This window comes from Desulfatiglans anilini DSM 4660 (genome assembly GCF_000422285.1).
Taxonomy (GTDB): domain Bacteria; phylum Desulfobacterota; class DSM-4660; order Desulfatiglandales; family Desulfatiglandaceae; genus Desulfatiglans; species Desulfatiglans anilini.
Map to the genome: position 1 here is coordinate 1 of NZ_AULM01000024.1, position 24,917 is coordinate 24,917.

General features: G+C 59.4%; 19 protein-coding genes. 16 read left to right on the forward strand and 3 right to left on the reverse strand.

The window, feature by feature from the left end; translation table 11 throughout:
- Positions 1-143: 143 nt before the first annotated feature.
- Positions 144-1,442 carry a phosphoglycerate kinase gene (gene pgk / locus H567_RS0114825; RefSeq protein ID WP_028322003.1) on the reverse strand — a complete coding sequence of 433 codons (1,299 nt, stop codon included), beginning with the start codon at positions 1,440-1,442 and terminating at the stop codon, positions 144-146.
- A 268-nt stretch (positions 1,443-1,710) separates the two neighbouring features.
- On the opposite strand from pgk, the gene H567_RS0114830 reads away from it, so the two are divergent.
- From H567_RS0114830 to H567_RS0114895, 14 genes are all read left to right on the forward strand, one after another.
- Positions 1,711-2,640: a glycosyltransferase family 9 protein gene (locus H567_RS0114830; protein ID WP_028322004.1), complete on the forward strand. Its 930-nt coding sequence runs from the start codon at positions 1,711-1,713 to the stop codon at positions 2,638-2,640.
- A gap of 107 nt (positions 2,641-2,747) precedes the next feature.
- Positions 2,748-4,016 carry a phosphopyruvate hydratase gene (gene eno, locus H567_RS0114835; protein WP_028322005.1) on the forward strand — a complete coding sequence of 423 codons (1,269 nt, stop codon included), beginning with the start codon at positions 2,748-2,750 and terminating at the stop codon, positions 4,014-4,016.
- 492 nt (positions 4,017-4,508) lie between these two features.
- Positions 4,509-4,757: a hypothetical protein gene (locus H567_RS0114840; RefSeq protein WP_028322006.1), complete on the forward strand. Its 249-nt coding sequence runs from the start codon at positions 4,509-4,511 to the stop codon at positions 4,755-4,757.
- A gap of 93 nt (positions 4,758-4,850) precedes the next feature.
- Positions 4,851-6,095, forward strand: coding sequence for a beta-ketoacyl-[acyl-carrier-protein] synthase family protein (locus tag H567_RS0114845; RefSeq protein WP_028322007.1), 1,245 nt, complete (start codon positions 4,851-4,853; stop codon positions 6,093-6,095).
- A gap of 54 nt (positions 6,096-6,149) precedes the next feature.
- Positions 6,150-7,250 (forward strand): hypothetical protein, encoded by a 1,101-nt coding sequence (locus tag H567_RS0114850; protein ID WP_028322008.1) that lies wholly within the window; start codon positions 6,150-6,152, stop codon positions 7,248-7,250.
- An 82-nt stretch (positions 7,251-7,332) separates the two neighbouring features.
- The gene (locus H567_RS25175) at positions 7,333-8,061 is read left to right on the forward strand and encodes an enoyl-CoA hydratase/isomerase family protein (RefSeq protein WP_051184944.1); all 729 of its coding nucleotides are present in this window, start codon (positions 7,333-7,335) and stop codon (positions 8,059-8,061) included.
- A gap of 291 nt (positions 8,062-8,352) precedes the next feature.
- Entirely contained in the window at positions 8,353-8,763 is a 411-nt protein-coding gene (locus tag H567_RS29035) for a 4'-phosphopantetheinyl transferase family protein (RefSeq protein ID WP_161626631.1), read from the forward strand.
- Between the two features lie 121 nt (positions 8,764-8,884).
- Positions 8,885-9,205, forward strand: coding sequence for an acyl carrier protein (locus tag H567_RS0114865; RefSeq protein WP_028322010.1), 321 nt, complete (start codon positions 8,885-8,887; stop codon positions 9,203-9,205).
- Positions 9,206-9,217: 12 nt separating this feature from the next.
- Positions 9,218-10,480, forward strand: coding sequence for a beta-ketoacyl-[acyl-carrier-protein] synthase family protein (locus tag H567_RS0114870; protein WP_084517359.1), 1,263 nt, complete (start codon positions 9,218-9,220; stop codon positions 10,478-10,480).
- 183 nt (positions 10,481-10,663) lie between these two features.
- Positions 10,664-11,104, forward strand: a complete 441-nt coding sequence (locus H567_RS25185; RefSeq protein ID WP_279614995.1) for an acyl-CoA thioesterase — start codon at positions 10,664-10,666, stop codon at positions 11,102-11,104.
- Positions 11,097-12,023, forward strand: a complete 927-nt coding sequence (locus tag H567_RS0114880) for an ACP S-malonyltransferase (RefSeq protein ID WP_028322012.1) — start codon at positions 11,097-11,099, stop codon at positions 12,021-12,023. Before H567_RS25185 ends, H567_RS0114880 begins: the two co-directional genes overlap by 8 nt.
- Positions 12,020-13,252, forward strand: coding sequence for a 3-hydroxyacyl-CoA dehydrogenase (locus H567_RS0114885; protein ID WP_035254626.1), 1,233 nt, complete (start codon positions 12,020-12,022; stop codon positions 13,250-13,252). Before H567_RS0114880 ends, H567_RS0114885 begins: the two co-directional genes overlap by 4 nt.
- Positions 13,253-13,462: 210 nt before the next feature.
- A complete protein-coding gene (locus tag H567_RS0114890; protein ID WP_028322014.1) occupies positions 13,463-15,823 on the forward strand; it encodes a transglycosylase domain-containing protein in 2,361 nt (786 codons plus the stop codon).
- Positions 15,804-16,304 (forward strand): tetratricopeptide repeat protein, encoded by a 501-nt coding sequence (locus H567_RS0114895; RefSeq protein WP_084517361.1) that lies wholly within the window; start codon positions 15,804-15,806, stop codon positions 16,302-16,304. The genes H567_RS0114890 and H567_RS0114895 overlap by 20 nt, the downstream gene beginning before the upstream one ends.
- 38 nt (positions 16,305-16,342) lie before the next feature.
- Here H567_RS0114895 and H567_RS0114900 read toward each other — a convergent pair whose 3' ends face one another.
- Positions 16,343-16,744: a thioesterase family protein gene (locus H567_RS0114900; RefSeq protein ID WP_028322016.1), complete on the reverse strand. Its 402-nt coding sequence runs from the start codon at positions 16,742-16,744 to the stop codon at positions 16,343-16,345.
- Between the two features lie 318 nt (positions 16,745-17,062).
- Positions 17,063-17,785 (reverse strand): uracil-DNA glycosylase family protein, encoded by a 723-nt coding sequence (locus H567_RS0114905; protein WP_035254628.1) that lies wholly within the window; start codon positions 17,783-17,785, stop codon positions 17,063-17,065.
- 679 nt (positions 17,786-18,464) lie between these two features.
- On the opposite strand from H567_RS0114905, the gene H567_RS25190 reads away from it, so the two are divergent.
- The gene (locus H567_RS25190; protein WP_035254630.1) at positions 18,465-19,301 is read left to right on the forward strand and encodes a J domain-containing protein; all 837 of its coding nucleotides are present in this window, start codon (positions 18,465-18,467) and stop codon (positions 19,299-19,301) included.
- A 272-nt stretch (positions 19,302-19,573) separates the two neighbouring features.
- Positions 19,574-24,886, forward strand: a complete 5,313-nt coding sequence (uvrA, locus tag H567_RS25195) for an excinuclease ABC subunit UvrA (protein ID WP_035254632.1) — start codon at positions 19,574-19,576, stop codon at positions 24,884-24,886.
- Positions 24,887-24,917: the final 31 nt, after the last annotated feature.

Genomic DNA, 24,917 nt, shown 5'->3' on the forward strand with positions numbered 1-24,917 from the left:
GGATTTTTGGCCAATATCAAGGAAATCAAGCGTTTGCGCGGAGGCGACCTGCAGGTCGCCGCACAAGCAAACGTGCAGATTGACGCCGAGATTGGTCAAAAAGACCATTTCCGGATGGAATCTCTGCAGTCCGGTGGAGGTCCTCATCGACCCATCAGGGCGGAGACCGGCTCGAGCCGATAGGCTCCGCCCATTTCAATGGCGGTGAGGACAGTGCCGCCACCCGTGAAATAGTATGTATCCGGATCGTTGAGGCCCGAAAGATACACACCGGGGCAAAGACTTCTCAACTCCTGCAGCGTGTCCCCGCCCGCAAAGAGCTTCTGACTTCGCTTGTTGCGTCCGATCAATTCATACAACGCGCGCGTTCCCTCGGGGTAAAGAGGCATATAGCCCATAACGGCATTGACGAACACCGTCATAGCCGAGTCTATGACCTGGACCGTCTCCGAGTGCATTAGCGAATCGGGATGAACATCGACGATATAACCGAACGTACCCCCCTTCACCATATCGGCCATCGATACCTTTCTGGCCCCCTCGCGGCCCTTTTCATCCATGGTGTCGACCTCGACCAGAAAGGGCATCTCAACAATCCTGCCCTGTCCGCTGTCCATCTCAACGAGCTCACGGGCGAGAGCGATGTCCTCATCGGCCACACCGGCGATACGCGCGCCATATTTGGCAGCAAGGAAGGTGTTGTAGATGAGGCCGCCCAGAATCAGATGGTCGACCTTATCATACAGGGCCTTGATAGGGCCGATCTTGGTGTCGTACTTGGCGCCGGCGACCACGGCCACAAACGGCTTTTCAGGCTCCAGCGCCCGATGCAGGTTGCTGATCTCGCGCTGCAGGAGGATACCGGCGAAGCTCGGCAGTTTCGCAGCGATGTCGAAGGTGCTTGCATGGGGGCGCCAGGACCCGAAGGCATCATTCACATAGAGATCAGCAATCGAAGCCATCTCCTGGGCAAAGCTCTCCCGTTCCTTTCCCTTGGCCTGCTCACCGGCAAACCATCGGCTGTTCGGTAGATAGATCATGTCGAAACGCCCATGCTTCAGATCCTCGACCGCCGGGGCAACTCTCTCGCGGTCGAGGTGCAGAATCCCTCTTTCGGGATCGATCGGGAACTCGGGCACATGAATCCGGACAGCCAGTTTTTGCTCCAGGTATTTCGCAATCGCGTCGACCGCCTCGCCCTGCCGACAGACAATCTCCCCGCTTTTCTTGTCTTTGGGACGACCCACGTGCGTGATAAGAATCGGTCGGCCTCCCCGGGCGGCAATGGCATAAAGGGTCGGGAAAGTAGCATCGATACGATAGGGGTCCTTTATCTCACCCGCTTTCACCACATTGTGGTCTACACGCAAGAGGACCACCTTCCCATCCATCTCGGCATTCTGGAGGATCCGCAGCCCGGGATCCAACTTTCCTGTCCGCATAACCTGCCCTCCTTCGTTGGTGAGGTTCTTTATTTCGCGGATATTCCCTGATATTATAGAAAAAAAGTGTCTGCTGATCGTCCATCCGTTCCGCCCCAAAAACCCGCTTTCTAACAGCGCTGCAGGCATCGGGACGACCCTATTACAGGACGGATCGGATCATATCGTTCGAAATGCGGTCTTGATGGTCTTATCTTATAAACTTATGTTTTCCCCTGAATCAAGATTAAATGGAGACGCCGCTGTTCAAGTCCATAAAAGGGCCCTCATGATCCGGCCGGGGGCCCTCGGGGATACCCTTCTGACAATACCGGCGCTGGCCGAGCTGTCTGAAAATGCAGAAATCGCTTTGACCGGCCGGGGCCCGGGGCTCTATTTTGCGAGGCGATGGGCATCCGAAATCCAGGATATGGAAGGGCCTGGATGGCACCGGCTCTTCTCCCGTGAACCCCATAGTGAAGCTCTCCCGTTAAGATTGAAACCCGATCGCGTGCTCGCACTCTTCAACAATCCCACTGCCGGTCTCGAAAAAAACCTGCGCTCTTATTTTCCTCAGGCGGAACTGTTCATCATGCCGTCCCTGCCGCCCGAAAACCTCCCTGTGCACGTGGCCGAGCACATTGCCACATGCCTGGCTCGAGCCGGCCTGATGATCGATCCGGCACGTGCGATGAAGCACGCACTGAGCCGTGCCCTTCTTCGGCCGGCCTTTCCACCCGAAGATCGGAAACGACTCGTCTTTCATCCCGGATCCGGAAGCCCGAAAAAGAATCTTCCCTTGTCTTTTTGGATCGATCTCGTCAGAAAATTGTCCCTTTTCAGGGCCTTTGAGGGCACCAGGCCCATCTGTCTCCTCGGTCCGGCCGAATACGCCGCCCGGCATCCTTTCCTCTGTACACCCCCGGATAACATCGAAACCGTCCTCTGTCAGGACCCTGAACCTATGGAGGCGCTCCTTTCAAGTGCATGCCTCTACTTGGGCCACGACAGCGGAGTGACCCACCTGGCGGCCATGATGGGTTTACCGACCGTGGCCTTCTTCCAATCGCCCAACCAGACCTTATGGCGCCCTTTGGGGCCTCATGCAATGATCCTTTCCAAAGAAGCCTCGGAAAAGCGCCTCCTCTCCAAGACCTTCGAAGCTCTTGCCGACCTCTCGGGGAGTACCGGCCGTCCGCTTTTGTCTTGTCAGCCATGATCAGATCCTTTATATAGGTACTTTTACGGTTTGTTTCTTCTTACCCCGGACTGTGGAGCAAACGTCATTCCGGACACATCCGCCGAAAAATCAGGGGGGCAGACATCATGGAGCAGATCGAAGTCGTTGTCGCCAGAGAGATATTGGATTCAAGGGGCAACCCTACGGTAGAAGTCGAAGTGGGCCTTACAGATGGAAGCTTTGGCCGTGCTGCGGTCCCGTCAGGGGCCTCCACCGGTGAATTCGAGGCCGTGGAGCTTCGCGATCAGGACAAACGCCGCTATCGGGGCAAAGGCGTTGAAAGAGCGGTTCAAAACGTCAACGATATCATCGCCCCCGAACTCGAAGGCATGTACGCCCTCGATCAGAGGGACGTGGATCAGACGTTGATCGAACTGGATGGAACCCCCAACAAGAATCGTCTTGGAGCCAACGCCATCTTGGGGGTTTCTCTTGCCGTGGCGCGGGCGGCCGCCGATTCGGTCTACATGCCGTTGTACCGTTATATCGGCGGGACCAACGCCTCGCGTCTCCCCATGCCGATGATGAACATCCTCAATGGAGGCGTTCATGCCGCAAACAACGTAGATTTTCAGGAATTCATGATCATGCCCGTTGGCGGAAGAACCTTCCGTGACGCCCTGAGGATGGGCGCAGAAGTCTTTCATGCCCTCGCGGATGTGCTCAAGGGAAAAAACCTGTCCACGGCTGTCGGAGATGAAGGCGGTTTCGCACCCGATCTGCAAGACAATGAAGAAGCCATAGAGATGGTGCTCGCCGGCATCCGCAAAGCCGGTTATGAACCGGGAGAGGATGTGGTCCTGGCCTTGGACCCTGCCTCTTCGTCTTTTTTTAAAGGGGGCAAGTATATCTTCAGCAAATCCGACCATTCCGAACGAACCGCCGAAGAAATGGTCGCCTTTTATGAGGATTGGATAAATCGCTATCCTATCTTCTCCATTGAAGACGGTCTGGCCGAAGACGACTGGGACGGCTGGCGCAGTCTGAACCTGAAAATAGGGGATCGGATCCAGATTGTGGGCGATGACCTTTTCGTAACCAACACCGAGCGTATTGCTCGAGGCATCCGGGAAAACGCGGCCAACGCTGTATTGATCAAGCTCAACCAGATCGGCACCCTTACTGAAACACTCGATGCCGTCGAGATGGCCCATCGCGCCGGCTGGAACGCCGTCATAAGCCATCGGTCGGGTGAAACCGAAGACTCCTTTATTGCGGATCTAGCGGTCGCAACCGGGACAGGACAGATAAAGACCGGATCCCTTTGCCGTTCCGAACGGATCTGCAAATACAACCAGCTGTTGCGTATCGAAGAGGAACTCGAGGATATGGCCCGGTTCGGTTGGTCGTATTAGGGTTTTCTCAAGATCCACCCTTATGCCGATGAACTGCTTCTGGATAAGGCATAAAACCTATGCCTATCCAGAGGGTTCCTTGGAATACCATCGAATTTCGATTATTTTTGAAAGCATCTTGTCGACCTGCCCGTCACCCTGAGAAATCCGATGTAAAGGTGCGATGCAGGCCATTGTTTTTTTCGCGGCGTTCCGCAGCCGCCATGAAAAGCCGTCAGAACACTCATGGACCCTATCCCACCCTCGATCCCCACGGAGTAAAGGGCACGCCTCGTTGGGACAATGCTGCATCTGAACGTTTCCTGCAAAACCATTCGCACGCTTTTGGAAATGGGCATAGAGGGCAGCGAGCGGGGTGAACCTATCTCTTTCATCGAGGAGATTGACCGTTTGGACTCATGGGAAGTGCCGCCTTTGAATGCGCCTGCCTGTGCAATATGCCGCCTTCAGCTGGAACCATGTGCAAGAATGCTCACGAGGAGGAATTCATCTATGCCCTATGACGCATCGAAAGATCAGGTGCTGGACACCTGGGAAAACGAGGAAACAGGGTTGCTGATATCGATCAATCGCTACGGGGATGGTGAGCCTAAACTGCAAATCGGACCCCGAAACTTCACGAAGCGGGACGGGACCAAGGGAACGATGAAATCGGGACGGCTGACGGCGGAGGACGTCGCCTGGCTTCGAGATATCATCGACGATATCCAGGAAAAACTGAATGTCTACATTCAGCAGTAATTCAGTGAATCCTGCCTGCGCAGCTCTTCTCCGTCGAACGAAAAATCAGGCAGGTGGAAGGACCCTCTTTTCGTTGATTGGAGATGACAAAAAGTGAATCCGAATGCGGTCGCCATCACCGGGATCGGTATGATTTGCCCATTGGGCGTCGATACCCCTACGTGCTGGAAAAACATGCTTCAAGGTACGGCCGGCATAAGACCCATTACGAAATTTGATCCTGTCCGTTGTCTCAGCCGTATCGGAGGGGAGTTGCCCGAGGCATACCCGGATTATGAACGCGCCCGTCTGCCGCATCACTTTCTCAGACACGGAACCATGTCGACTCGTTTGGCCCTCCTGAGCAGCCTGGAAGCCATGAGAGATGCAGCCTTGGACCCGGCACAACTGGATGCGGACCGCGCAGGTGTCATCACAGGCTGCGGAGGATCGACCGTTGGCGATGCCTTGATTCCAGTTGGTGAAGAATACAATCGGCGGCCCTTCGCTCATGGCATGCTGAATGCCCCAGCCGCCGCCATCCGTATGACTCTCGGCTTCAGAGGGCCTTCTTTCAATGTTGCGACAGCCTGTGCATCCGGTGCTTATGCCGTGGGTCTGGGCTACGATTACATACGACGTCACGGTGCAATCTGTGTTGCAGTGGGTGTCGACACCATGCTGTCAGAAGAGACCGTACAGGGTTTCAGCAGGTTGATGGCGCTCTCCGAACTGAACCAACACCCGGAAAAGGCCAGCCGTCCCTTTGACCGAAAACGGACGGGTTTCGTGCTGTCCGAAGGTGCTTGCGCGGTTATTCTGGAATCGCTTACCCATGCCGTCAGACGTGCAGCCCCCATTTATGCAGTCATGTCGGGACATGCAATGACCTCAGAGGCTTTCAATATCATCGCACCAGAGCCCGATGGACTGGGAATGGCCGAGACCATGGAGAAGGCCATTGTCAATGCGGGGATTCAAAAAGACAGGATCGGGTACATCAACGCCCATGGAACGTCCACAGTGCATAACGACCGCGCTGAAACCAGCGCCATCAAAGCAGTTTTCGGTAAAAGAGCCTGGCAAATCCCTGTCAGCTCCCAGAAATCCATGATCGGGCATACGATCGGCGCTGCCGGAGCCATCGAAGTCGCTGTGACGGCGCTCAGCCTTCGGCATCAGGTCTTGACGCCGACCATCAATTATGAAGAGCCGGATCCCGAATGCGATCTCGACTATGTGCCCAATCAAGCAAGAAGCGTCCTGGGGCTCGAAGCAGCCATCAGCAACTCTTTTGGTTTTGGCGGCCACAATTCTTGTATCGTCCTCGAAAGATATACGACACCTGCCGGGGAATGACCCCGCCGCCTGAGTTGCTTTTTGATAGAGATTTTCACTTTTTTTGGAGGCAACATGCGGGGGAGGAATGTCTATATTACTGGAATCGGATCGTTTTCTCCTGGAGACCCCGTCCCTTTTGATGAAATCGAAGAAGTCCTGGGTCCGCTCACCGATGGTCCACCCAAATTGATGAAGCGACTGGACCGAATGCGAAAGGTCATGCGGGAGCTCCTGGGAATCGAATATTCCTATTACGCCTTAGACCGAAAAACACGGGAAGCGACCGAAACCAATGTGTCCATGAGCGTGAAAGCGGCTCAAAAGGCCTTGCAGATGGCCGGCATCGAAGCCGCAGACATCGACCTGGTCATCTACGCCGGCATCCTCTATGATTATCTTTGTCCTCCATCGAGCGTTCTCGTCCAGGATGCCTTGAAAATCCCTTGCTGTGCAGAGATGTCGATCCATTCCAACTGCACGTCCATCTATAAGGCGCTGCAGGTCGGAAGTGACCTGATCGCCAACGGCCGATACCAAAACGCCCTGCTGGTGGCTTCCCAGATGTCCTCGCCTTTCCTCAAGGCGGAGATATTCAATCAGAAGGTCATGACCGAGCAACAGGTTGTGCTGCGCTGGTTTCTGAGCGACGGCGCCGGGGCGATGGTTCTCACCGCCGAGAAAAACACACGCCCCGCGCTGGAGGTTGTGGATACTTATCTGGAATCGGTAGGAATCGGACACGAACCTCCCATGCGCGTCATGATGGGGGCTGTTAACTATCACCCTTTGCAAGTCTATGAAAACGGATGGCACCATCTGGAACAGGACTTGATGACCGTCACGAAACTCGCCCCCGCTTTCGGCGAAAAGGGTTTCAAACGAATGATCGATCAGACGGGTCTGAATGTAGGGGACGTGAAGTGCTTTTTCGTCAATATTCCAACCAAACATCTGATGGATCTCACGATAAATTACCTTCGAAAGCACTGGGGCGTCGATCTCCCTTTCTATACCAAATTGAGCACGCGCGGCTACCAGGGCGCCCCGGCCATTATTGTCGCACTGGATGATTATTTTCAGACAGAAGACCTCCAAATCGGCGACACCCTCGTCAGCTTCGTAACGGAATCGAGCAAGTGGATGCACGCTGGATTCATTTTGAAATACTGCTGAAGGCGGCCTTTGGAAATCGGATAGCCGACACAAGGCGATAGGTCTAAGCCTCCAAATATCTCCAGCGAAAGCGTCGTTTGCCATGCCTGAAAAGTCGCAACATCTGATTGTTTCCTCGATGCACAGCAACATCCTCGTGCTAACCATCACCAACCCTCCCAACAATCTCATGCCGCCCGCCTTCTTCAACGAACTCGACCATCACTACCAACACATGATCTCACCCGAGGTCCGCGCCGTGATCTTTACCGGGGAAGGACATGTCTTCTCCAAAGGCGCCGATCTTGCCGCCATAGATGCGGATGGAACAGCATCCAGTGAAGAGCGGTTTGTTTTCGCGAATGACCTCATCAATGCCATTTCGCGTCTGGACAAACCTGTCATCGCTGCCATCAACGGAGCCTGCCTCGGGGGCGGGTTCGAACTGGCCCTTGCCTGTCACTTGAGACTCTCCATCCCGAAGGCCCGTCTCGGATTGCCTGAGACCTCCATCGGGCTGGTGCCCGGACTTGGCGGTCTGCAGCGACTGATTCGGCTTGCCGGCGAAGCCAAGGCCCTCGAGATGGTCCTGCTGGGGGACATGTTTTCCGCGGAACGGGCCCTGGACTGGAATCTCATCAACCGTATTCTTCCGAAAGAAACCTTTTTCGAACGGGTCCATCTCTTCACCAAGACGATCCTCGCTGGTTCGAGGGAGGCCATCGCGGCGGTGCTTGAACTCGCAGCGGGGTTACGCGAACAGACCGACACCAGGCAGGCTCTCGAAACCGCTCGACGTTTCACAAAATTGGTGCGAAATAGAATGAAATAGGTTATGCTTATTGTTTATCGACCATTCCTTCCTTGCGCATCACAGAAACCGATCCTGGCTGCAGTAGGCAAAGCCGATGATATCTCGGAGCATGCTGTTTTTCCCTGCTCCGAGGAATGGGCCACTGTTCGGCGTATGCTGTCATGCGCAAGAAGGCGGGAGTGGATAGCGTCCAGGACCGCTTTGAGAATCCTGACAGCCTTGACAGCGGCATCTGACCGCCCTCTTGATGCAAAAATCATCAAGGACCGTTACGGTCGGCCCACTGTCCGGGTGGTCAAGCAGGGGGTAATGGTTGACGTTGCGTGCTCTATTTCGCACAAAGAAGGATGGGTCGCCGTCTGCCTTGCTGAGGACGGCGTAACGGCGGTGGGAATCGACATCGAGACCGTTTCCGAAAGACCCGTTCGGCTGGCGGGCGCTTTCAGCCACGCGAAGGATTGCGCCGCGGGCATCGAAGATGCCAGAAGAAAGTACACCTTGCTCTGGAGCTGCAAAGAGGCTGCTTCGAAGGTTTTAGGTCTGGGGCTTCTTGTCGATTACAAGAAGATAGTCGCCGTAATCGACGATGCCGGGCGTATCCGCATCGATTTCAACGGGGAGGTCGAGATGGAAGGGGCGGCTATGCATCTGGACGATGCGGTGGTCGTTTGTTGTCGTTCCTGCCGACCGCTTAAGAAGGGGAACGGCGTCTCAGCCTGATTTCTGCGGAGCGCTCCCGGCGGCGAGGTCGTACTGATTGCGTCCGGAGGGCAAGGGCGGTCCCTTTGACCTGTCTGTTAATCACTTGTTGGTGTAGAGTGCAATATCGGAGGAAAAAGGTGTGACACAGGCGCTTAACAATGAGGAAAAGAAACAAATTGCTCAAGAGATTCTGAATTTTTTGGCTGATGAATTTGAAATCGACGCCAGTGAAATTACCATGGACACAAATATCATCGATGATCTTGGTGGAGACTCCATTTTGTTTCTTGAAATGATTGAAGAGTTCAAAGCAAAATACCATATTGAACTTGAGGTCAGAACGATCGGCCAGTACATGCTGAAAAATCCCATCTACACTGTCGGGGAAACCATCCAGGCCATTTACACCATCATCGAAAAAGGTGAACAGCTGCTGGAAGAACTGAATCTCGGAGAGTAGCCGTTGCAAGATATGTTATCCAGCTCGCCAAGCGCCCGCCCGCCTGTCGCGGTGACCGGAATAGGGATGATCTGCCCGCTCGGCGTGACGGTTGATGAGTGCTGGAAGAATATGCTGAACGGTCAGTCCGGGATTCGCCCCATCACAGAATTCGAGACATCCGGCTGCTCAACGACAATCGGTGGACAACTCCCTGAGGCTGCATCGCAGATAGAAAAGAAACGGACACCAAAGCGGCTCTTCAAACAGACGATTCGCTCCAGTCGTCTGATACGCTTATGCGCTCAAGACGCCATGACGGACTGCAGCGTCGAACTCAGAGGTCTGGACGCAACACGCTGCGCCATCATCGTCGGCACCAGCGGCTCGAGTGTCGGAAACCCTCTGGATTTGACGGATGCCGAAACGGAGCGCTTCAGGATCATCCGCGACATGGTCAACGCTCCGGCAGCCTGGCTCAGCATCGAGTTCGGATTCAAAGGGCCGGCTTTCACCCTTTCGGCCGCAGCCGCATCCGGTATTTACGCAGCGGCCGCAGGGGTCGATCTCATCCGTCATGGATGGGCGGACCTGGTTGTCGTCGGCGGTGTAGACACCGTCCTGACAAAGAACAGCCTCATCAAAGCCAACCATCTCAAGATGCTCTCCACCAGGAACGCCGAACCCGAAAAAGCCCTGCGCCCCTTCGATATCCAGCGAGACGGATGTCTTCTCTCGGACGGGGCCTGTGCCGTCGTCCTGGAATCTCTCCCCCATGCCCGATCCCGGAACGCGCCCATTTACGCATGGATCCAAGGATATGCCACCTGTTCGGAACCGTACAGCCCCCATTCAGAAGCCCGAGACGGAGCGGAAATGGCTCGGACGATGGAAATGGGGCTTCAGGACTCGGGAATGCCCAAAGAATCCATCGGATATCTCAGCGCTGCCGCCACATCCGCTGTCATCAGCGATGCCCTTGAATCGCAGGCCATCCGAACCGTTTTCGGAGGTCACGCCGAAGCACTGGGCATCAGCGCCATCCAGTCCATGATCGGTCACACCATGGGCGCCTCGGGTCTGATCGCTTTATCGACAACGGCCCTGGCGCTCAAGACCCAGATGGCGCCTCCCACCATCAACTATGCCTTTCCGGATCCAGCATGCGATCTCGACTACATACCGAATTCCATGCGAAAATTGAACGGGGTCGAAGGTGCCATGGTCAATGCGTTCAGTATCGGGGGGCATAACGCCGTGGCGGTTCTGAGCCGCCAGGGTTCACTCGCGGAATGAGCGGCCGCCTTGTGGAGCAGCGCACCCCGTGCGATCGAAACCTGAGGCCCCCGAGGGTCTTTTATTTTCGCGCAGCGCTTCGCAGGCGGCACACCGCTCATCAGACGCCGCATCGGTGCCCTCGGTCGAAGGGCTGCCAAGCCCGGGGGCATGGACCGTAACATCCCCGGAAAGGATATCCGGATGAAAGAAACCTGCTTTTCCGATCTGGAAGTTCCCATCCGGGTGCGGTATTGTGAAACGGACAAAATGGGGGTCGTCCACCATTCCAATTACATCCGGTACATGGAAGTCGCTCGGATGGCCTGGCTGGAAGCCATCGGATGCCCATTTACCCGGATCGAACGTGGAGACACCCGACTCATGATCACGGAGGTCTCATGCACCTATCGCGCGCCGGCAACTTTCGACGATTTTCTCCATGTGCATACCATTTTAAAAAAATGGAATAAATTCAGGCTTTCTTTCCTATTCCTCATCAAAAAGGAAGACCGGATCATCGCCAGAGGAGGGTCCTCGCTTGCCGCGGTCAGCATTGAGGGCTATCCCGCACCTCTTCCAGAAATCCTGCTCAAGCGGTTATCTGAAATCGATGTAACGCCATCCCAACATGAGCATGACTGATCTCACGGCACAGAATCGCCGGGTCTGCATCCTCGTTCCAGGCATCGGCACCTCATATCTGAAGGCGCTCCCGCTCGTCTCGAAAAGTCCTCTCTTCCGGGCAAACTGCGATAAAGCCTGCATCACGACCTTCGTCGAGCAAATGGACCCCGGATCGGAAGACCACGGCCCTGCGTTGACGGACACGCTCGACAACCAGCGGCTTTCCTACGTCATCAACTGCACCATGTGTGATCTATACGCTGCACGCGGAATAGCTGCGGAAGTGGTTATCGGATACAGCATGGGGATTTATGCAGCCCTCTACGAAGGCGGGTTCTACACGTTCGAAACCGGCCTTTCCATCCTTGAAAAGGCCCACACCCTGGCCTCGGAATGGTGTCTCAAGAGCGGCAAAACCTATGGCATGACCCTGATCCTGGGCCTGACCCATCCCGAAATCCAGGATCTTCTCCTGACCACGGCCGGCAATCGGCTGGAGATCGCCATGCACAACGGCAAGCGGAACTTCGTCATAGCGGGCGAGCGCACCGCCCTCGAGTCGTGCATGGAAAAGGCTCTGCGTCTAGGGGCACTCGGCACAAGGCCCATTCAAACGGCGCATCCTTATCACAGCTCCCACCTGGAGCCTATTGCCGGTGATTTTATCGCGTTCGTCAAAGGCCTGAACATGGCGCCCCCCAAAAGAACGGTGCTCTCCTTGATCGACGGAAGACCGATTGGTCAAAAACAAGCGGCCGAAGTCGTCGTGCGATCCATCCACACCCCTCTTCATTTCGATTGGGCCATTCAGAATGCCGTCCGGATTCACGGCGTCTCAACCTGCCATGAAACCGGCCCGCCGAAATCAATGGCCCGGCTGACCCATTACATCGACCGGAAACTGATCGTCCATTCCTTCGAAAAGGAGGAACGATGATGAGAATCGGCTTGGCTGGGTATGGCAAGATGGGCGCGTCGATCTTCCGGTTGCTCTCTGGAACCAATCACTCTATAACGGTTCTCTGCATCGATGAAACCGAAGCGCACACAGCAGGCAAGAAGCACACGAAACGCCTTGAACGGGCCTTGAAAAGCGGCCAAATCTCCGAAACTGCCTACCAAACCTCGAGGAGAAGCATCCTCTTCACCTCGCACGTGCAAGATCTCGCCGGATCGGATGTCGTCATCGAGGCCGTCTACGAAGATCCCGCGGTCAAGGCAACCCTCTTCAAACAACTGGAATCCGTTCTTTCATGGAAGGCCCTGCTGCTGTCCAACACGTCTTCCATTTCCATCGCCTCTCTGGCCAGGCACCTCCACCATCCGGAGCGATTTTGCGGATTGCATTTTTTCTACCCTGTCGAACTGATCAACCTGATCGAAATCCTGGAAGGGCCTGAAACATCTCCTGAACTGCCCGCGTACCTCAAATCCTGGTGCCACGGCCTGGGGAAGAACGCCATTCTCGCAAAGGATGCACAAGGTTCCGTTGTCAATGCCATCCTCAGTTATTATTACCTCGAGGCGCTTTACATCCTGGAAGAGGGTTTGGCCCTCCCAAGCGCAGTGGATGCCGCCGCCCGGCCCTTGTTCTATGTCGGCCCTTGCGAATCGATGGACGTCATCGGCATCGACTTTCTCTTCGCAGCCATGCGGCGCGCCGGCCAACCGGGTAGCCTGCTCCCCGTGGACTGGGACGGACGAGGCCGCCAGCCATGCGAAAAACAAGGATTACGGGCGCCCGTCCTATTTGAAAGACTGCTTTCTCAAGGCCGGACCGGCAAAAAAAAATCGCGCGGAATATACCTTTACGACGGCCAAAAGGCCTCGGATGATGCACCAGGTTTTTATAGGCACCGATCCGACGGCAACGCGGCGCCCGAACACCCTGCCCAAGATGAACTGCTGACCAAAAGACTCCTTTATTCCGTTTTGAATGGCACCCTTTACAGCCTGCAGCAGAAAAAGGCGTCGCTCGAAGACCTGGATCTCGCTGTCAAGGAAGTCCTGTTGATGAAACAGGGCCCGTTCGGGATGATGAGAGATATGGGTTTGGAAGCGGTCTTGCGGGACTTTTCTCTTCTGGCCACCCGGGCAGGGAAACGATTCGAACCCACGGACCCGGATCTGCTGGCCTGGACCATCACGCACGATCCACAACGCTGAGCGCGCTTGTCCCGCGGCCACGCGGAATATCCTGCCCACGGACGCTTGCACTCCCGACCTGAATCATCTATGCTTTCAGGGTTGTAAAACTTCGCACGAGCGGAACCAATGTCACGGCCCCGCGCTAGAAACCCCTCAACATCTTGCGGCTGTTGCAGATCGTGAAACTGCATTTAGATTGCAAATCAATATGTTAAACTGATTACAAGTATGCCTAAGAAAACCGGCACCAAAAAACCCACCCGCACCCGCCGAAAAAGTGTCCCCAAAAAATCCTTCCGGCGGCGCCTGATTGCCTGGGGCTTCACCGCTCTGCTGCTCATCACCGTTGGACTGGCCCTTTATGGGGTTTTCCTGGCCCAGGACATCCAGCACCGCTTTTCAGGGCGGCGTTGGACAGTGCCTTCCAGGATCTACTCGGATGCCGCACTTCTCTACCTTGGACAGTCCGTGAACGTCGAGGCCCTGAGGAACAGGCTGAAGCGCCTCCAGTACCGGCCGGTGAACCGGCCGCCCCGGGAAGAAGGCGAAATGTCCTTCAGCGGGACGACCCTGCGGATCTTCCTGCACGACATCGACATCCCGGGCAGGGCCAGGGCGGGCTATCCCGTCCAGATCCAGCTCCAGAAAGGGCAAATCCACTCCATCAAAAGGCTGGACACTTCCGCTGCGCTGAAGCTCCTGGAACTCGAACCCGAAGAGCTGATGCTCTTTTTCGGCCTCGAACGCGAAGATCGTCAACTCGTCTCCATCGACGAGGTCCCGCTGCACGTCATCCAGGCCGTGCTCGCCGCGGAGGACGCCCGCTATTACGACCATCCAGGCATGGACATCAAGGGGATCCTGCGCGCAGTCTACATGGACCTCAAACACGGCGAACTGCGCCAGGGGGGATCCACGATCACGCAGCAACTGGCGAAAAATTATTTTCTGACCCCTGAAAAGACCTTTCAGCGCAAACTGAAGGAAGGCCTGCTGGCCGTCACCATGGAGATGATGTACGACAAGGACGAGATCCTCGAAATCTACCTGAACGAGATCTATTTCGGGCAGAAGGGGTCCGTCGCCATCCACGGCATCGGGGAGGCGTCCTGGTTCTATTTCGGGAAACCGGTCAAGGCGATCTCCTTGCATGAGGCCGCTGCGCTCGCCGGCCTGATCCGCGCCCCCAACCATTACTCCCCTTACAAAGACCCCGAGCGATGCCAGGAGCGGCGCAACTATGTCCTGCAAGCCATGCACAAACAGGGGTGGATCTCGGAGGGCGAGGCGGCCTCGGCCTCCGACGCCGCACTCGAGACCATCGGCTACCAGGCTTACGGGCGTATCGCTCCCTACTTCCTGGACTTTGTCGTTTCTCAGTTGAAAACCCTTTATTCGCCTGACGACCTGGCCAGCCTGGGCCTCTTCATCCAGACGACCCTCGACACCCAGGTCCAGGAAGCCGCAGAAACGGCCCTCAAGAAGGGGCTTGAACGGGTCGAATCCCAACATCCCGATCTGAAGCGGTCCTCCCCCGAAAAACAGGTCCAGGGCGCCATTGTAGTTATGCAGCCCCGCACGGGATCCATCCTGGCCATGGTCGGAGGACGCCACTACGGCAACAGCCAGTTCAACCGCATCACCCACGCTCGCCGCCAGCCCGGCAGCGCCTTCAAGCCATTCGTTTTTTTGAGCGCCCTCGACCGTTTCACGCCTGCCAGTCTGCTGTCCAACCAGCCCAAGACCTACACGGTCGACGGCCAGGCCTGGGAGCCGAAAAATTACGCCCCGCTGGAGGCCGATCAAGTCACCTTGCGGACGGCCCTGGCCAAATCCGTCAACCGGGCGTCCGTGGATCTGGCCATGCAGGTCGGCCTGAGCAAGGTGGTAGCAACGGCGCAACGATTCGGATTCTCGACTCCGCTTCCCCCTTATCCATCCCTCGCCCTGGGCGCCGCCGAGGTCATCCCTCTGGAGCTGGCCCGCGCTTATTGTGCCTTTGCGGGCGACGGCATCCTGCCTCAGCCGCTTTCCCTGCGCGAAGTGATCGATGAAGGCGGGGAAACGCTCGAAAGGCGTCACATGGAGATCAGCGAGGTCACCTCACCGGCGAAGGCCTACCTCATGACATCCCTGCTGCAGAGCGTCGTGCAGGACGGCACAGCCCGGAGTCTCCGCTCTCTCGGCATCCCCTTTCCCGCAGCCGGCAAGACCGGGACCACCAACGATTCGCGCGACGTCTGGTTCGTGGGTTATACACCGGATGTCCTGGCCCTGGTTTGGGTGGGTTTCGATGAAGGCGGTACGCTGCACGGCACGGGGTCCTCGATCGCCCTCCCTATATGGGCCGATCTCTTGCGATCTCTGCCGCAGTTCGGCACCGGCAACTGGTTCACGCCCCCTGAGGGCGTCGTGACCAAAAGGATCTGCCCGGCCAGCGGTTTCCTCGCCTTGCCAGGCGCTTGTCCATCGCCGCAGGACGAGGTCTTCCTTTTGGAAAACGCCCCGTCCGCGACCTGCACGCTGCACGCGCCGAAGAAAAAAACCGGAATCCTGGAGTGGTTTAAAGATGTCTTCGAGAGCCTCTGAAATGCTGATCCTCGTGACGCTGGGCGGGTTTCTGCTGTTCCTGACGTCCTGTGCAACCGCCCCGCAGCCCGCGTCGAGACCCGCAACGGCGACCGTCCCGAGGCCCGCACCGGAACCCGCGCCGACTGTCAAAACTCCGCCTCCCACCCCCTCGCGATCCTCCGTTGACAGCGTTCCGCTGCCGCGGGCCGCGGCAGCCCCGAAAGTCGATCCCAGGGCGGTCGCCGCCCTGGAGATCACGGAAGAGGGCCGCATGCTCCTGAAAGACGGCCGAACCGACGAGGCCATCACCGTCCTCGAACGGGCCCTCCATCTGAACCCGGGCAACGGCCGAGCCTGCTACTACCTGGCGGAGGCCTGGCTGGTGAAGGGAAACAAGCGGCAGGCCAAGTCGTTCAACCGTCTGGCCGGCATCCACTTGCAGAAAGACCGGGAATGGCGTGCGCGGGTCGACGCGCAGCGGCGTCGTATAGAGCGGTGACAAAACCCCGGACTTGAAGGAAAAAGGGACGAGACCGCTCAACGCCGCTGAGCCTTCATCTTACGCCGGACCCTGTCCAGGAACGATTGCACCGAAACCAGGATTTGGACATTTTCCCCTTCAGCGATCTTCTGAAACTCGTCACTCACCACCACTTTGAAGACCATTCTGCCCTCTTCGAACGCGCTCAGCTCCGATTCGGCCCGCACGCCGACACCGATAGGGGTCGCCGCGAAATGCCGCACCCGAACCTCCGTGCCGACACTGATGCGGCCCTCCGGCAAACGGCCGGCTATCGCATTGCGCGAAGCCTGCTCCATAAGGAGGACGACCTGATGCGTGGAGAGCACCTCGGCACCCAGATTCCCGGTGTAACTCGCCAGGTTCTGCCTCGAAACCACCAACTCCGCAACCCCTCTCAAACCAGGCTCGATGATCATCGGCCTCACTCCTTTCAACCTCGCGAACCAACCGCACCGGCAGGCCACTAGAGCCGGCCGCCAATCACCCTCCCGCCCACGGTCTGGAGACGAAACACCAGACAGGCCCTTTTCCCCCTCCGCAACAGGCATCGTCTCTCCGCCGCATCAGGGCTTCGACAGCTGGGGCCAACGGAGGATGTCTCCTCCGGCCACGCACCCGCCGGAACGGTCCTTCGGATGCAGAGACGTCGGACCTGGAGGCCGGAGGTCTCACATCTCGGCATTTTTCTTCGGCCCCTAAACCGCGGGCATTTCAACATCGCCTCGAGAGAGGCTTCACCATGCGATGCCCAAGGCCGCCAACTCCGTCTCCAACAGGGCCTCCCAACCCTTGTTCGCTTTAGGATTCGCGGGGCTCGGGTGGGTCACGGCGCCGAATGTGACCGCCGTTTCACGCAGGGCCTCGGCCGCCCTCCGGGCCGCAAACTTTCCTACGCCCAGCACGAACCTGGGGCGGATCATCTTCACCGTTGCGCGCAGGGCAAGGTCGCAGGCCGTCAGCAAGGGCTTCCGCTCCGCTGCGGGAAGCTTATCCGGCGTGAGGTTCCGCCCGCTTTCCTCGACAAAGAGCAGGGGGCAATAATTCGCCACGAAAAACCGGCTAAAAAAGACCTCCGGCTCGCCGAAGCGCGAGCGGGCCCACCCCCAGAGCCTCCGGCCGCTCACTTCGCTCCGCCTGCAACCGAAGCCCTCCACCGGACGTTTCGGATGTTCCCGCTGCGGCCGCCCCACGGGTGCATCGATCCTCAGCCAATCGCGCACCGCACTCACCTCTCCGAAGGGAACCCCGGTCTGGGCCATACCCCAGGGACCCGGGTTCATCCCGAGCAGGAGGACCTCCTTCGGCCCAAGGGCATAGCGCTCCAGATAGAGGTCATAAGGGGCCCTTGCGTAGACCAGTGGGTTGTACACATGCGTGACCGGTAAGTCGAATCGGAGAAGGTTCAAGGATTCGACCAGCCTGTCGTTCAGGTCGCGCCAAGCTTCGGCGCTCTGCATTCTTGCTGATTGGGTGAGCAATCGCCCTCCTTTGTCCCGCACTGAAACACCAAGGCCCTGGATCCAAATCTCCCTGGCCGGCATCCACCGGCCGGCGCCAGCCCCGGCAACCCGGCCTCATGGCCCCATCGCCACCCTCAATCGTCCGGCAAGCGCCGTTCCCTGCGCCCTTGCCGGACGGGACTGAATCGAGGAACCCGGAACCGAGGTCTGATCCCGCCGCACAAGCAAACGTGCAGATTGACGCAGAGATTGGCAAAAAAGACCATTGAGCCAACGCCAATTCGTTTCCAATCCGGAAATGAGGATTTTTTGCCAAGATCAAGGAAATCCAGCGTTTGCGCGGAGGCGACCTGCAGGTCGCCGCACAAGCAAACGTGCAGATTGACGCAGAGATTGGCAAAAAAGACCATTTCCGGATTGGAAACTATATCAAATTCCGGCCGATTGCAAGCCCGCGCCGGCAGCCGCCCCGGCGCCGCTCTTTCGGTCGCCGGCCTGTTCCGGTTTTGCGCTTGCGGCCCCTCCCGTTATTCTATATTCTGAACTATAGAAAACATTTTTTCATTGTTGATGACAAGGTTCTCTGGACAGTTCCCGATCAGCGCGTTCCGCCCGATCGTAGCCGCCTGCCCTCGAGTTTCCTGTCAACGCTAACACAACCCACCCCGACAGATTGATGAACGAGAACGGATCCAGAGACTACTATAAGATCCTGGGTGTCGATCCCGGCGCCTCCCCCCAGCAGATCAAGGAGGCCTTCCGCCGCCTGGCCCTTGAGCACCATCCGGACCGGAACCAGGACAATCCGGAAGCGACCGCTCGTATGGCGGCCGTCAATGAGGCTTACGCAGTCCTCTCGGACCCGGTAAAGCGCCGGGAATACGATGAAATCCGAAGCCGCTTCGGCCCCGAGGCCTACGGCCGGTTCCGTCAGAATTATTCGCAGGAAGACATCTTCCGCGGCTCGGATATCCAGTCCGTTTTCGATGAGATGAGCCGGACCTTCGGCTACCGGAGCTTTGAAGACCTCTTCAAGGAATTCACCCGCTCGGGCGGCCGCACCTTCGACTTCGGGGGGCCGGGCTACCGGGGGAAGGGTTGGGTATTCACCTCCCGGCCGGTGCAGAACCGCGGGCCTTCATCACCCCTGCTGAACCGGGGAATCGGGAAAATGCTGTCGTACGGCCTTCGGAAAACGCTCGGCGTCCACATCCCCGAACGCGGCCCCGACCGGCACGACACCATCACCATAGCGCCCGAGGAGGCCGAACAGGGCGGGAAGATACCCTACAACCTGAGAGAATTTTCCAAAACGCTCCTGGTCGGCATCCCTGCCGGTTTTCCAGAGGGCGGACAACTGCGCCTCAAAGGCATGGGTGGACCAGGCAAGGGAGGGGGCGAAGCGGGGGACCTCTATCTGAAGATCCGTTTCCGCAAGCCGTTGATGCAGAAAATCAGCGGGGCCGTCCAGCGCTTCCTCGGCACGATCAACCCGAAAGACGGCTCTTCATAAAGGATTGCAGACCCGGCGCAGGGCAGCCCTGGGATCCCCGGAAACACCTGTTCGAAGGCCGCCGGCGCTGTCCATCGGTGAGTCTGAAAGCGCCTGGAGACTGAACCGGCGGCCCCCCGCAGGGCCGTGGGGCGCTCTCTGCACGGAGCCCGGACCCTGGGGCACCGTGTGTGGAAAACAGATGATCATCCTGCAGACATCAACTTGTTCAACGTATGCCCGATAGGGCCGGGAGACTCCCAACCCTGATTGCCTTGAAGAAATCACCGCCCGTGCAGAAAGAATCCGGCCATCCCACCCTCCAGATCTTCGGCGCACGCCAGAACAACCTGAAAAATCTGGACCTGCAGATCCCCATCAACCGGATCACCGTGGTGACCGGCGTAAGCGGGTCGGGGAAGTCATCCCTCGCCTTCGACACCCTTTACGCCGAGGGGCAGCGGCGTTACGTGGAGACCTTTTCCCCCTACGCCCGCCAGTTCATGGACCGGATGGACCGGCCCCTGGTGGACCGGATCGAGAACATCCCGCCGGCCATCGCCATCGATCGGAAGGACCCGGTGCGGACCTCGCGCTCGACGGTCGGCACCATGACGGAGTTGACCGACCTCGGAAAGCTCCTCTTTGGGCGCCTCGGCGTCCTCCATTGCCGCGTGTGCGGCCGCCAGGTGCGAAGCCAAAGCCCCGAAGAGGTCTGGCAAGGCCTCGACGGGATCCCGCAGGGGGCCGAAGTCCTGATCACCTTTCCGGTCCTCCTGGACAACGGCGACCCCGCCAAAGCGGCCGCCGAACTCCGCCGCATGGGGTACACCCGCTTTTTCCGCGAAGGAGAAATGCTGCCCCTCGAGGATTGGGAGCCCCAACCGGGGGAGACCGAACTCGTCGTCGTCGGGGACCGTCTTCCCTTCAAATCCTCGGAGCGCCAGCGTGTCCTCGATTCGGTGGAGCAGGCCTTCCGCCTCGGCGGCGGCCGTCTGAGCGTCGTCGTCGAACGCGGGCGGCCGCTTTCTTTCACCTCCTCGTTCACCTGCCCGGAGTGCAACATCACCTATCCCGCTCCCACCGCCAACCTCTTCTCCTTCAACAGTCCGTTGGGGGCCTGTGACACCTGCCGCGGGTTCGGGCGCATCATCGACATCGACCTCGACCTCATCATCCCGGACCGCGGCCTGTCCCTGGAGCAGGGGGCGATCAAACCCTGGGGCCGTGCGGAGGACGGCCGCATGGAGTTCGAGGACTTGATGGCCTTCTGCCGAAGGGAGCGGATTCCTGCGACGGTTCCCTTCGAGGCGCTCAGCCCCGCCCAGCAACGCCTCGTCGTCGAAGGCGGCAAGGACTGGTATGGCATCCGGGGGTTCTTCGAGTGGCTGGAAAGCAAGACGTACAAGATGCATGTCCGCGTTTATCTCTCGCGGTTCCGCAGCTACGCCCCCTGCCCCGCCTGCGCCGGGACGCGCTTCAAGGAAGCCGCCCTCCAATACCGGTTGAACGGATTGAATATCGCCGAGATCTATGCCCTCTCCGTAAAGGAATGCAGCGTCTTTTTCGGCGACCTGCCGGTTCCAGACGTGGACAAGGCAGCGCTCATGGTCCTCGGGGAGATCCGCAGCCGTTTGAGATACCTGGAAGATGTCGGGCTCGGCTACCTCACCCTCGACCGTCAGTCCCGCACCCTGTCGGGCGGGGAGGTGCAGCGCGTCGCCCTCACATCGGCTTTGGGCTCGTCCCTCGTCAACACCCTGTACGTGCTGGACGAACCCAGCATCGGGCTCCACCCCCGTGACAACCACCGGCTGACGCGGATCCTTCAACGGCTCAGAAACCTCGGCAACACCCTGGTCGTGGTCGAGCACGACCCCGAGATCATCGCCCGCAGCGACTTTCTCCTGGACCTCGGTCCGGGCGCCGGCAAAAACGGCGGGCAAATCATGTATTTCGGGCCCACCGCGGATGCCCGTGACACCGTCACCGCCCAGTACCTGAAAGGCGAACGGTTCATCCCCCTCCCCCAGAAAAGGCGCCCGCCCGATAACGGCTGGCTCACCGTGGAGGGCGCCGCGGAAAACAATCTGAAGGACATCGATATCCGCATTCCGCTCAACTGCCTCAGCTGCCTGACCGGGGTCTCCGGCTCCGGCAAATCCACCCTCGTGGAAGAGATCCTCTACAAAGGCGTGAAGCGCCTCAAAGGCCAGCCGGAAAGCCGCCCCGGCGCCCACCGCGCCATCCAGGGGGCCGATCGGGTAGGCGACGTGGTGCTGGTGGACCAGAGGCCGATCGGCCGCACACCGCGGGCCAATTGTCTGACCTACTCGAAGGCCATGGACCCCATCCGGAGCCTTCTGGCCAGGACGCGCAGCGCGAAGGCGGCGCGCCTCGAACCGCGCCATTTCTCCTTCAACGTGGCCGCGGGCCGGTGCGAAACCTGCCAGGGCGCCGGCTTCGAGAAGGTGGAGATGCAGTTCCTGTCGGATGTCTACATCTCGTGTCCGGACTGCGGCGGCAAACGCTTCAAACCCGAGGTCCTGGAAGTCGCCTTCGAAGGAAAAAACATCCACGACATCCTGTGCATGACCGTCGATCAGGCCCTGGACTTCTTTCAGGACCACACCGCCATCACCGATGCGCTGCTGCCGCTTCGGGAGGTGGGCCTCGGCTACATGGAACTCGGGCAGCCGCTCAACACCCTGTCGGGCGGCGAGGCGCAGCGCTTGAAGCTCTCCCGCCATCTGAAGGAAACCGGGCCCGGCCATCGGCTGTTCATCTTCGACGAACCGACCACAGGCCTCCACTTCGCAGACATCGACACCCTGCTGAAGGTGCTGCGGCGCGTGGTCAACGCGGGGAATACCGTCCTCGTGATCGAACATAACATGGACGTCATCAAAGCCGCGGACTGGGTCATCGACCTCGGCCCCGAAGGCGGATCCGAGGGCGGGTACGTGGTGGCCGCCGGGACCCCCGAGGCCGTGGCCGCCTGTCCGGATTCGCATACCGGGCGATTCCTCTCGGAGTACCTCGGGGGGCACGACCGGCTGACCCCGGGCATCCGGGAACAGGCCGCCCGCTGGGCGGACGGCCCACCCGCTCCAGAGGGCGGGGCCATCGAGGTGCACGGCGCCCGGGAGCACAACCTGAAGGATCTGCACCTGTCGATCCCACGCCAAGAGATGGTCGTCGTGACCGGCGTATCGGGCTCGGGGAAATCGACGCTCGTCTTCGACATCATCTTCGCCGAAGGGCAGCGGCGTTATCTGGAGAGCCTCACGCCCTACGTACGCCAATACGTGAAGATCCTCGAACGGCCTGCCGTCGACGCCGTCACCGGCATCCCCCCCACCGTCGCGATCCAGCAGCGCACCAGCCGGAGCAGCCGCCGCTCCACCGTCGCCACCCTGACGGAGATCTACCATTTCCTGCGCCTGCTCTTCAGCAAACTCGGCGGGCAGTCCTGCCCCGCCTGCGGCCGTCAGCTCAAGGCCCTCGGGCTCAGCGAGATCATCGCCGCCGTGACGCAGCGGTTCGCAGGCACCCGCGCCAGGATCCTGGCCCCCAAGATCTTCGGCCGCAAGGGTTTCCACAAGATCCTCTTCGAACGAGCCTATCAGAAGGGCTTCCGCGAGGCGCGCATCGACGGCCGCTTCACGCCGATCGAACGCGGCCTGAGCCTGAGCCGCTACCACGAACATACCATCGAGCTGGTCGTGGGCGAAATCCCCCATCCCAACCTCGAAGCGCTCGTGCTGACGGCCCTCGAGGAGGGCAACGGCACCCTGGCCGTCGTGGATGGGGCCGGCCGCGAGGAGACCCTGAGCCGGCGGGGCGTGTGCCCGGCCTGCGGGATCGGGCTGCAGGAGCCCGATCCAAGGCTCTTCTCTTTCAACAGCCCCCTGGGCGCCTGCCCCCGCTGCGAGGGGTTGGGCACCATCGGCGGGGAGGGCACCGGGAAGGAGCGAACCTGCCCCGACTGCGGCGGGAGCCGCCTGAAACCGGAGGCGCTGAGCGCCCGCATCGCGGGGCTTTCCATCTGGGATATCGTTCAGCGGCCGGCATCGGAGACCCGCGCCCTCCTGGAGGGGCTTTCCTTTTCGCCGGCCGAAGCCCCGATCGCCGACCCGATCATGTCGGAGCTCCTCACCCGCATCGCGTTCCTGGACCGGCTCGGGCTGGGCTATCTGGCCCTCAGCCGGAGCGGCGACACCCTCTCGGGGGGCGAGGCCCAGAGGATACGCCTCGCGGCCCAACTGGGGTCCAACCTGACCGGGGTCTGCTACATCCTGGACGAACCGACGATCGGACTCCACGCACGCGACAACCGCCTGCTGCTCGACGCCCTGGACTCGCTCAAGGGCCGCGGCAACTCCATCCTGATCGTGGAGCATGACGAGGAGACCATCCGGGCCGCCGACCACATCATCGATCTCGGGCCGGGCGGCGGGGAGGCGGGCGGACAAATCGTGGCGAGCGGGACATTGGAGGAGCTGAGCCGTGTCCGCGAATCCCTGACCGGGCAGGCCTTCGGCGGGCGGGGGCGCGAGCTGACATCGCGGCTGCGGCCTTACAAGAACGGACCAGCGATCACGGTCCGGGAGGCGTCCGGTAACAACCTCAAGCGCATCGACGCCGTGTTTCCCCTGGGAACACTCATCGCCGTCACCGGAGTCTCGGGGTCGGGAAAGTCCACCCTTCTCAAGGAAACGCTTCACCGTGAACTGCACGTCCGGCTGCAGGGCAAAGGGGGCGGGGGACTCTGCCGCGGAATCGAAGGCTGGAAGGCGGTCGAACGCGTCCTCGAAGTGGATCACACCCCGATCGGCAGGACCCCGCGCTCGGTGCCCGCCTCCTACATCGGGTGTCTGACGGAGATCCGCCGGCTGCTCTCCATGACCCCCAAGGCGCGCGCCCGCGGGTACGGCCCCGGCCGTTTCTCCTTCAACGTCCAGGGGGGGCGCTGCGAGGCCTGCAAGGGACAGGGCTCCGTCAAGGTGGCCATGAGCTTCCTGCCGGACGTCTATGTGCACTGCGAGATTTGCGGCGGGCGGCGCTTCGAACCCGAAACGCTCGACATTACCTACAAGGGCAAACACATCGCGGAGATCCTGGACCTGACCTTCCGCGAGGCTACCGCCTTCTTCGATGCCGTGCCCGCCATACGGCGGGCCATCCAGGCGGTGGAAGACATCGGGCTGGGATACCTCAGGCTGGGCCAGGCCAGCCCCACCCTGTCGGGCGGCGAGGCGCAGCGCATGAAGCTGGCCGAAGAACTGGGCAAGGCCTCCCGCGGCCGCACCCTCTACATCCTGGACGAGCCCACCACGGGGCTGCACTTCCACGACGTCCAGCGTCTGGTCGGGGTCCTGCAGGCCCTGGTGGACCAGGGGAACACCGTAGCCGTAATCGAGCACAACATGGAAGTCATCGCTGCGGCGGACTATGTCATCGACCTCGGACCGGAGGGCGGAGAGGCCGGCGGGGAGGTCGTCGCTGCGGGCTCACCGACAGAGATTCTCGAACAAACCCGGATCTCGCACACCGCCGCCTGGCTTGAACGCTACCTGCACGGGATCGGGCCGACGCCCTCCTGAAAAAGCGAGGGCCGGCGCCCGGCAGGATCCT

Bases quoted from the DNA above. Each gene is read 5' to 3' on its own strand.
- pgk (WP_028322003.1), bottom strand. From the start codon at position 1,442: ATGCGGACAGGAAAGTTGGATCCCGGGCTGCGGATCCTCCAGAATGCC.
- H567_RS0114830 (WP_028322004.1), top strand. From the start codon at position 1,711: ATGATCCGGCCGGGGGCCCTCGGGGATACCCTTCTGACAATACCGGCG.
- eno (WP_028322005.1), top strand. From the start codon at position 2,748: ATGGAGCAGATCGAAGTCGTTGTCGCCAGAGAGATATTGGATTCAAGG.
- H567_RS0114840 (WP_028322006.1), top strand. From the start codon at position 4,509: ATGCCCTATGACGCATCGAAAGATCAGGTGCTGGACACCTGGGAAAAC.
- H567_RS0114850 (WP_028322008.1), top strand. From the start codon at position 6,150: ATGCGGGGGAGGAATGTCTATATTACTGGAATCGGATCGTTTTCTCCT.
- H567_RS25175 (WP_051184944.1), top strand. From the start codon at position 7,333: ATGCCTGAAAAGTCGCAACATCTGATTGTTTCCTCGATGCACAGCAAC.
- H567_RS29035 (WP_161626631.1), top strand. From the start codon at position 8,353: ATGGTTGACGTTGCGTGCTCTATTTCGCACAAAGAAGGATGGGTCGCC.
- H567_RS0114870 (WP_084517359.1), top strand. From the start codon at position 9,218: ATGTTATCCAGCTCGCCAAGCGCCCGCCCGCCTGTCGCGGTGACCGGA.
- H567_RS25185 (WP_279614995.1), top strand. From the start codon at position 10,664: ATGAAAGAAACCTGCTTTTCCGATCTGGAAGTTCCCATCCGGGTGCGG.
- H567_RS0114880 (WP_028322012.1), top strand. From the start codon at position 11,097: ATGACTGATCTCACGGCACAGAATCGCCGGGTCTGCATCCTCGTTCCA.
- H567_RS0114885 (WP_035254626.1), top strand. From the start codon at position 12,020: ATGATGAGAATCGGCTTGGCTGGGTATGGCAAGATGGGCGCGTCGATC.
- H567_RS0114890 (WP_028322014.1), top strand. From the start codon at position 13,463: ATGCCTAAGAAAACCGGCACCAAAAAACCCACCCGCACCCGCCGAAAA.
- H567_RS0114895 (WP_084517361.1), top strand. From the start codon at position 15,804: ATGTCTTCGAGAGCCTCTGAAATGCTGATCCTCGTGACGCTGGGCGGG.
- H567_RS0114900 (WP_028322016.1), bottom strand. From the start codon at position 16,744: ATGATCATCGAGCCTGGTTTGAGAGGGGTTGCGGAGTTGGTGGTTTCG.
- H567_RS0114905 (WP_035254628.1), bottom strand. From the start codon at position 17,785: ATGCAGAGCGCCGAAGCTTGGCGCGACCTGAACGACAGGCTGGTCGAA.
- H567_RS25190 (WP_035254630.1), top strand. From the start codon at position 18,465: ATGAACGAGAACGGATCCAGAGACTACTATAAGATCCTGGGTGTCGAT.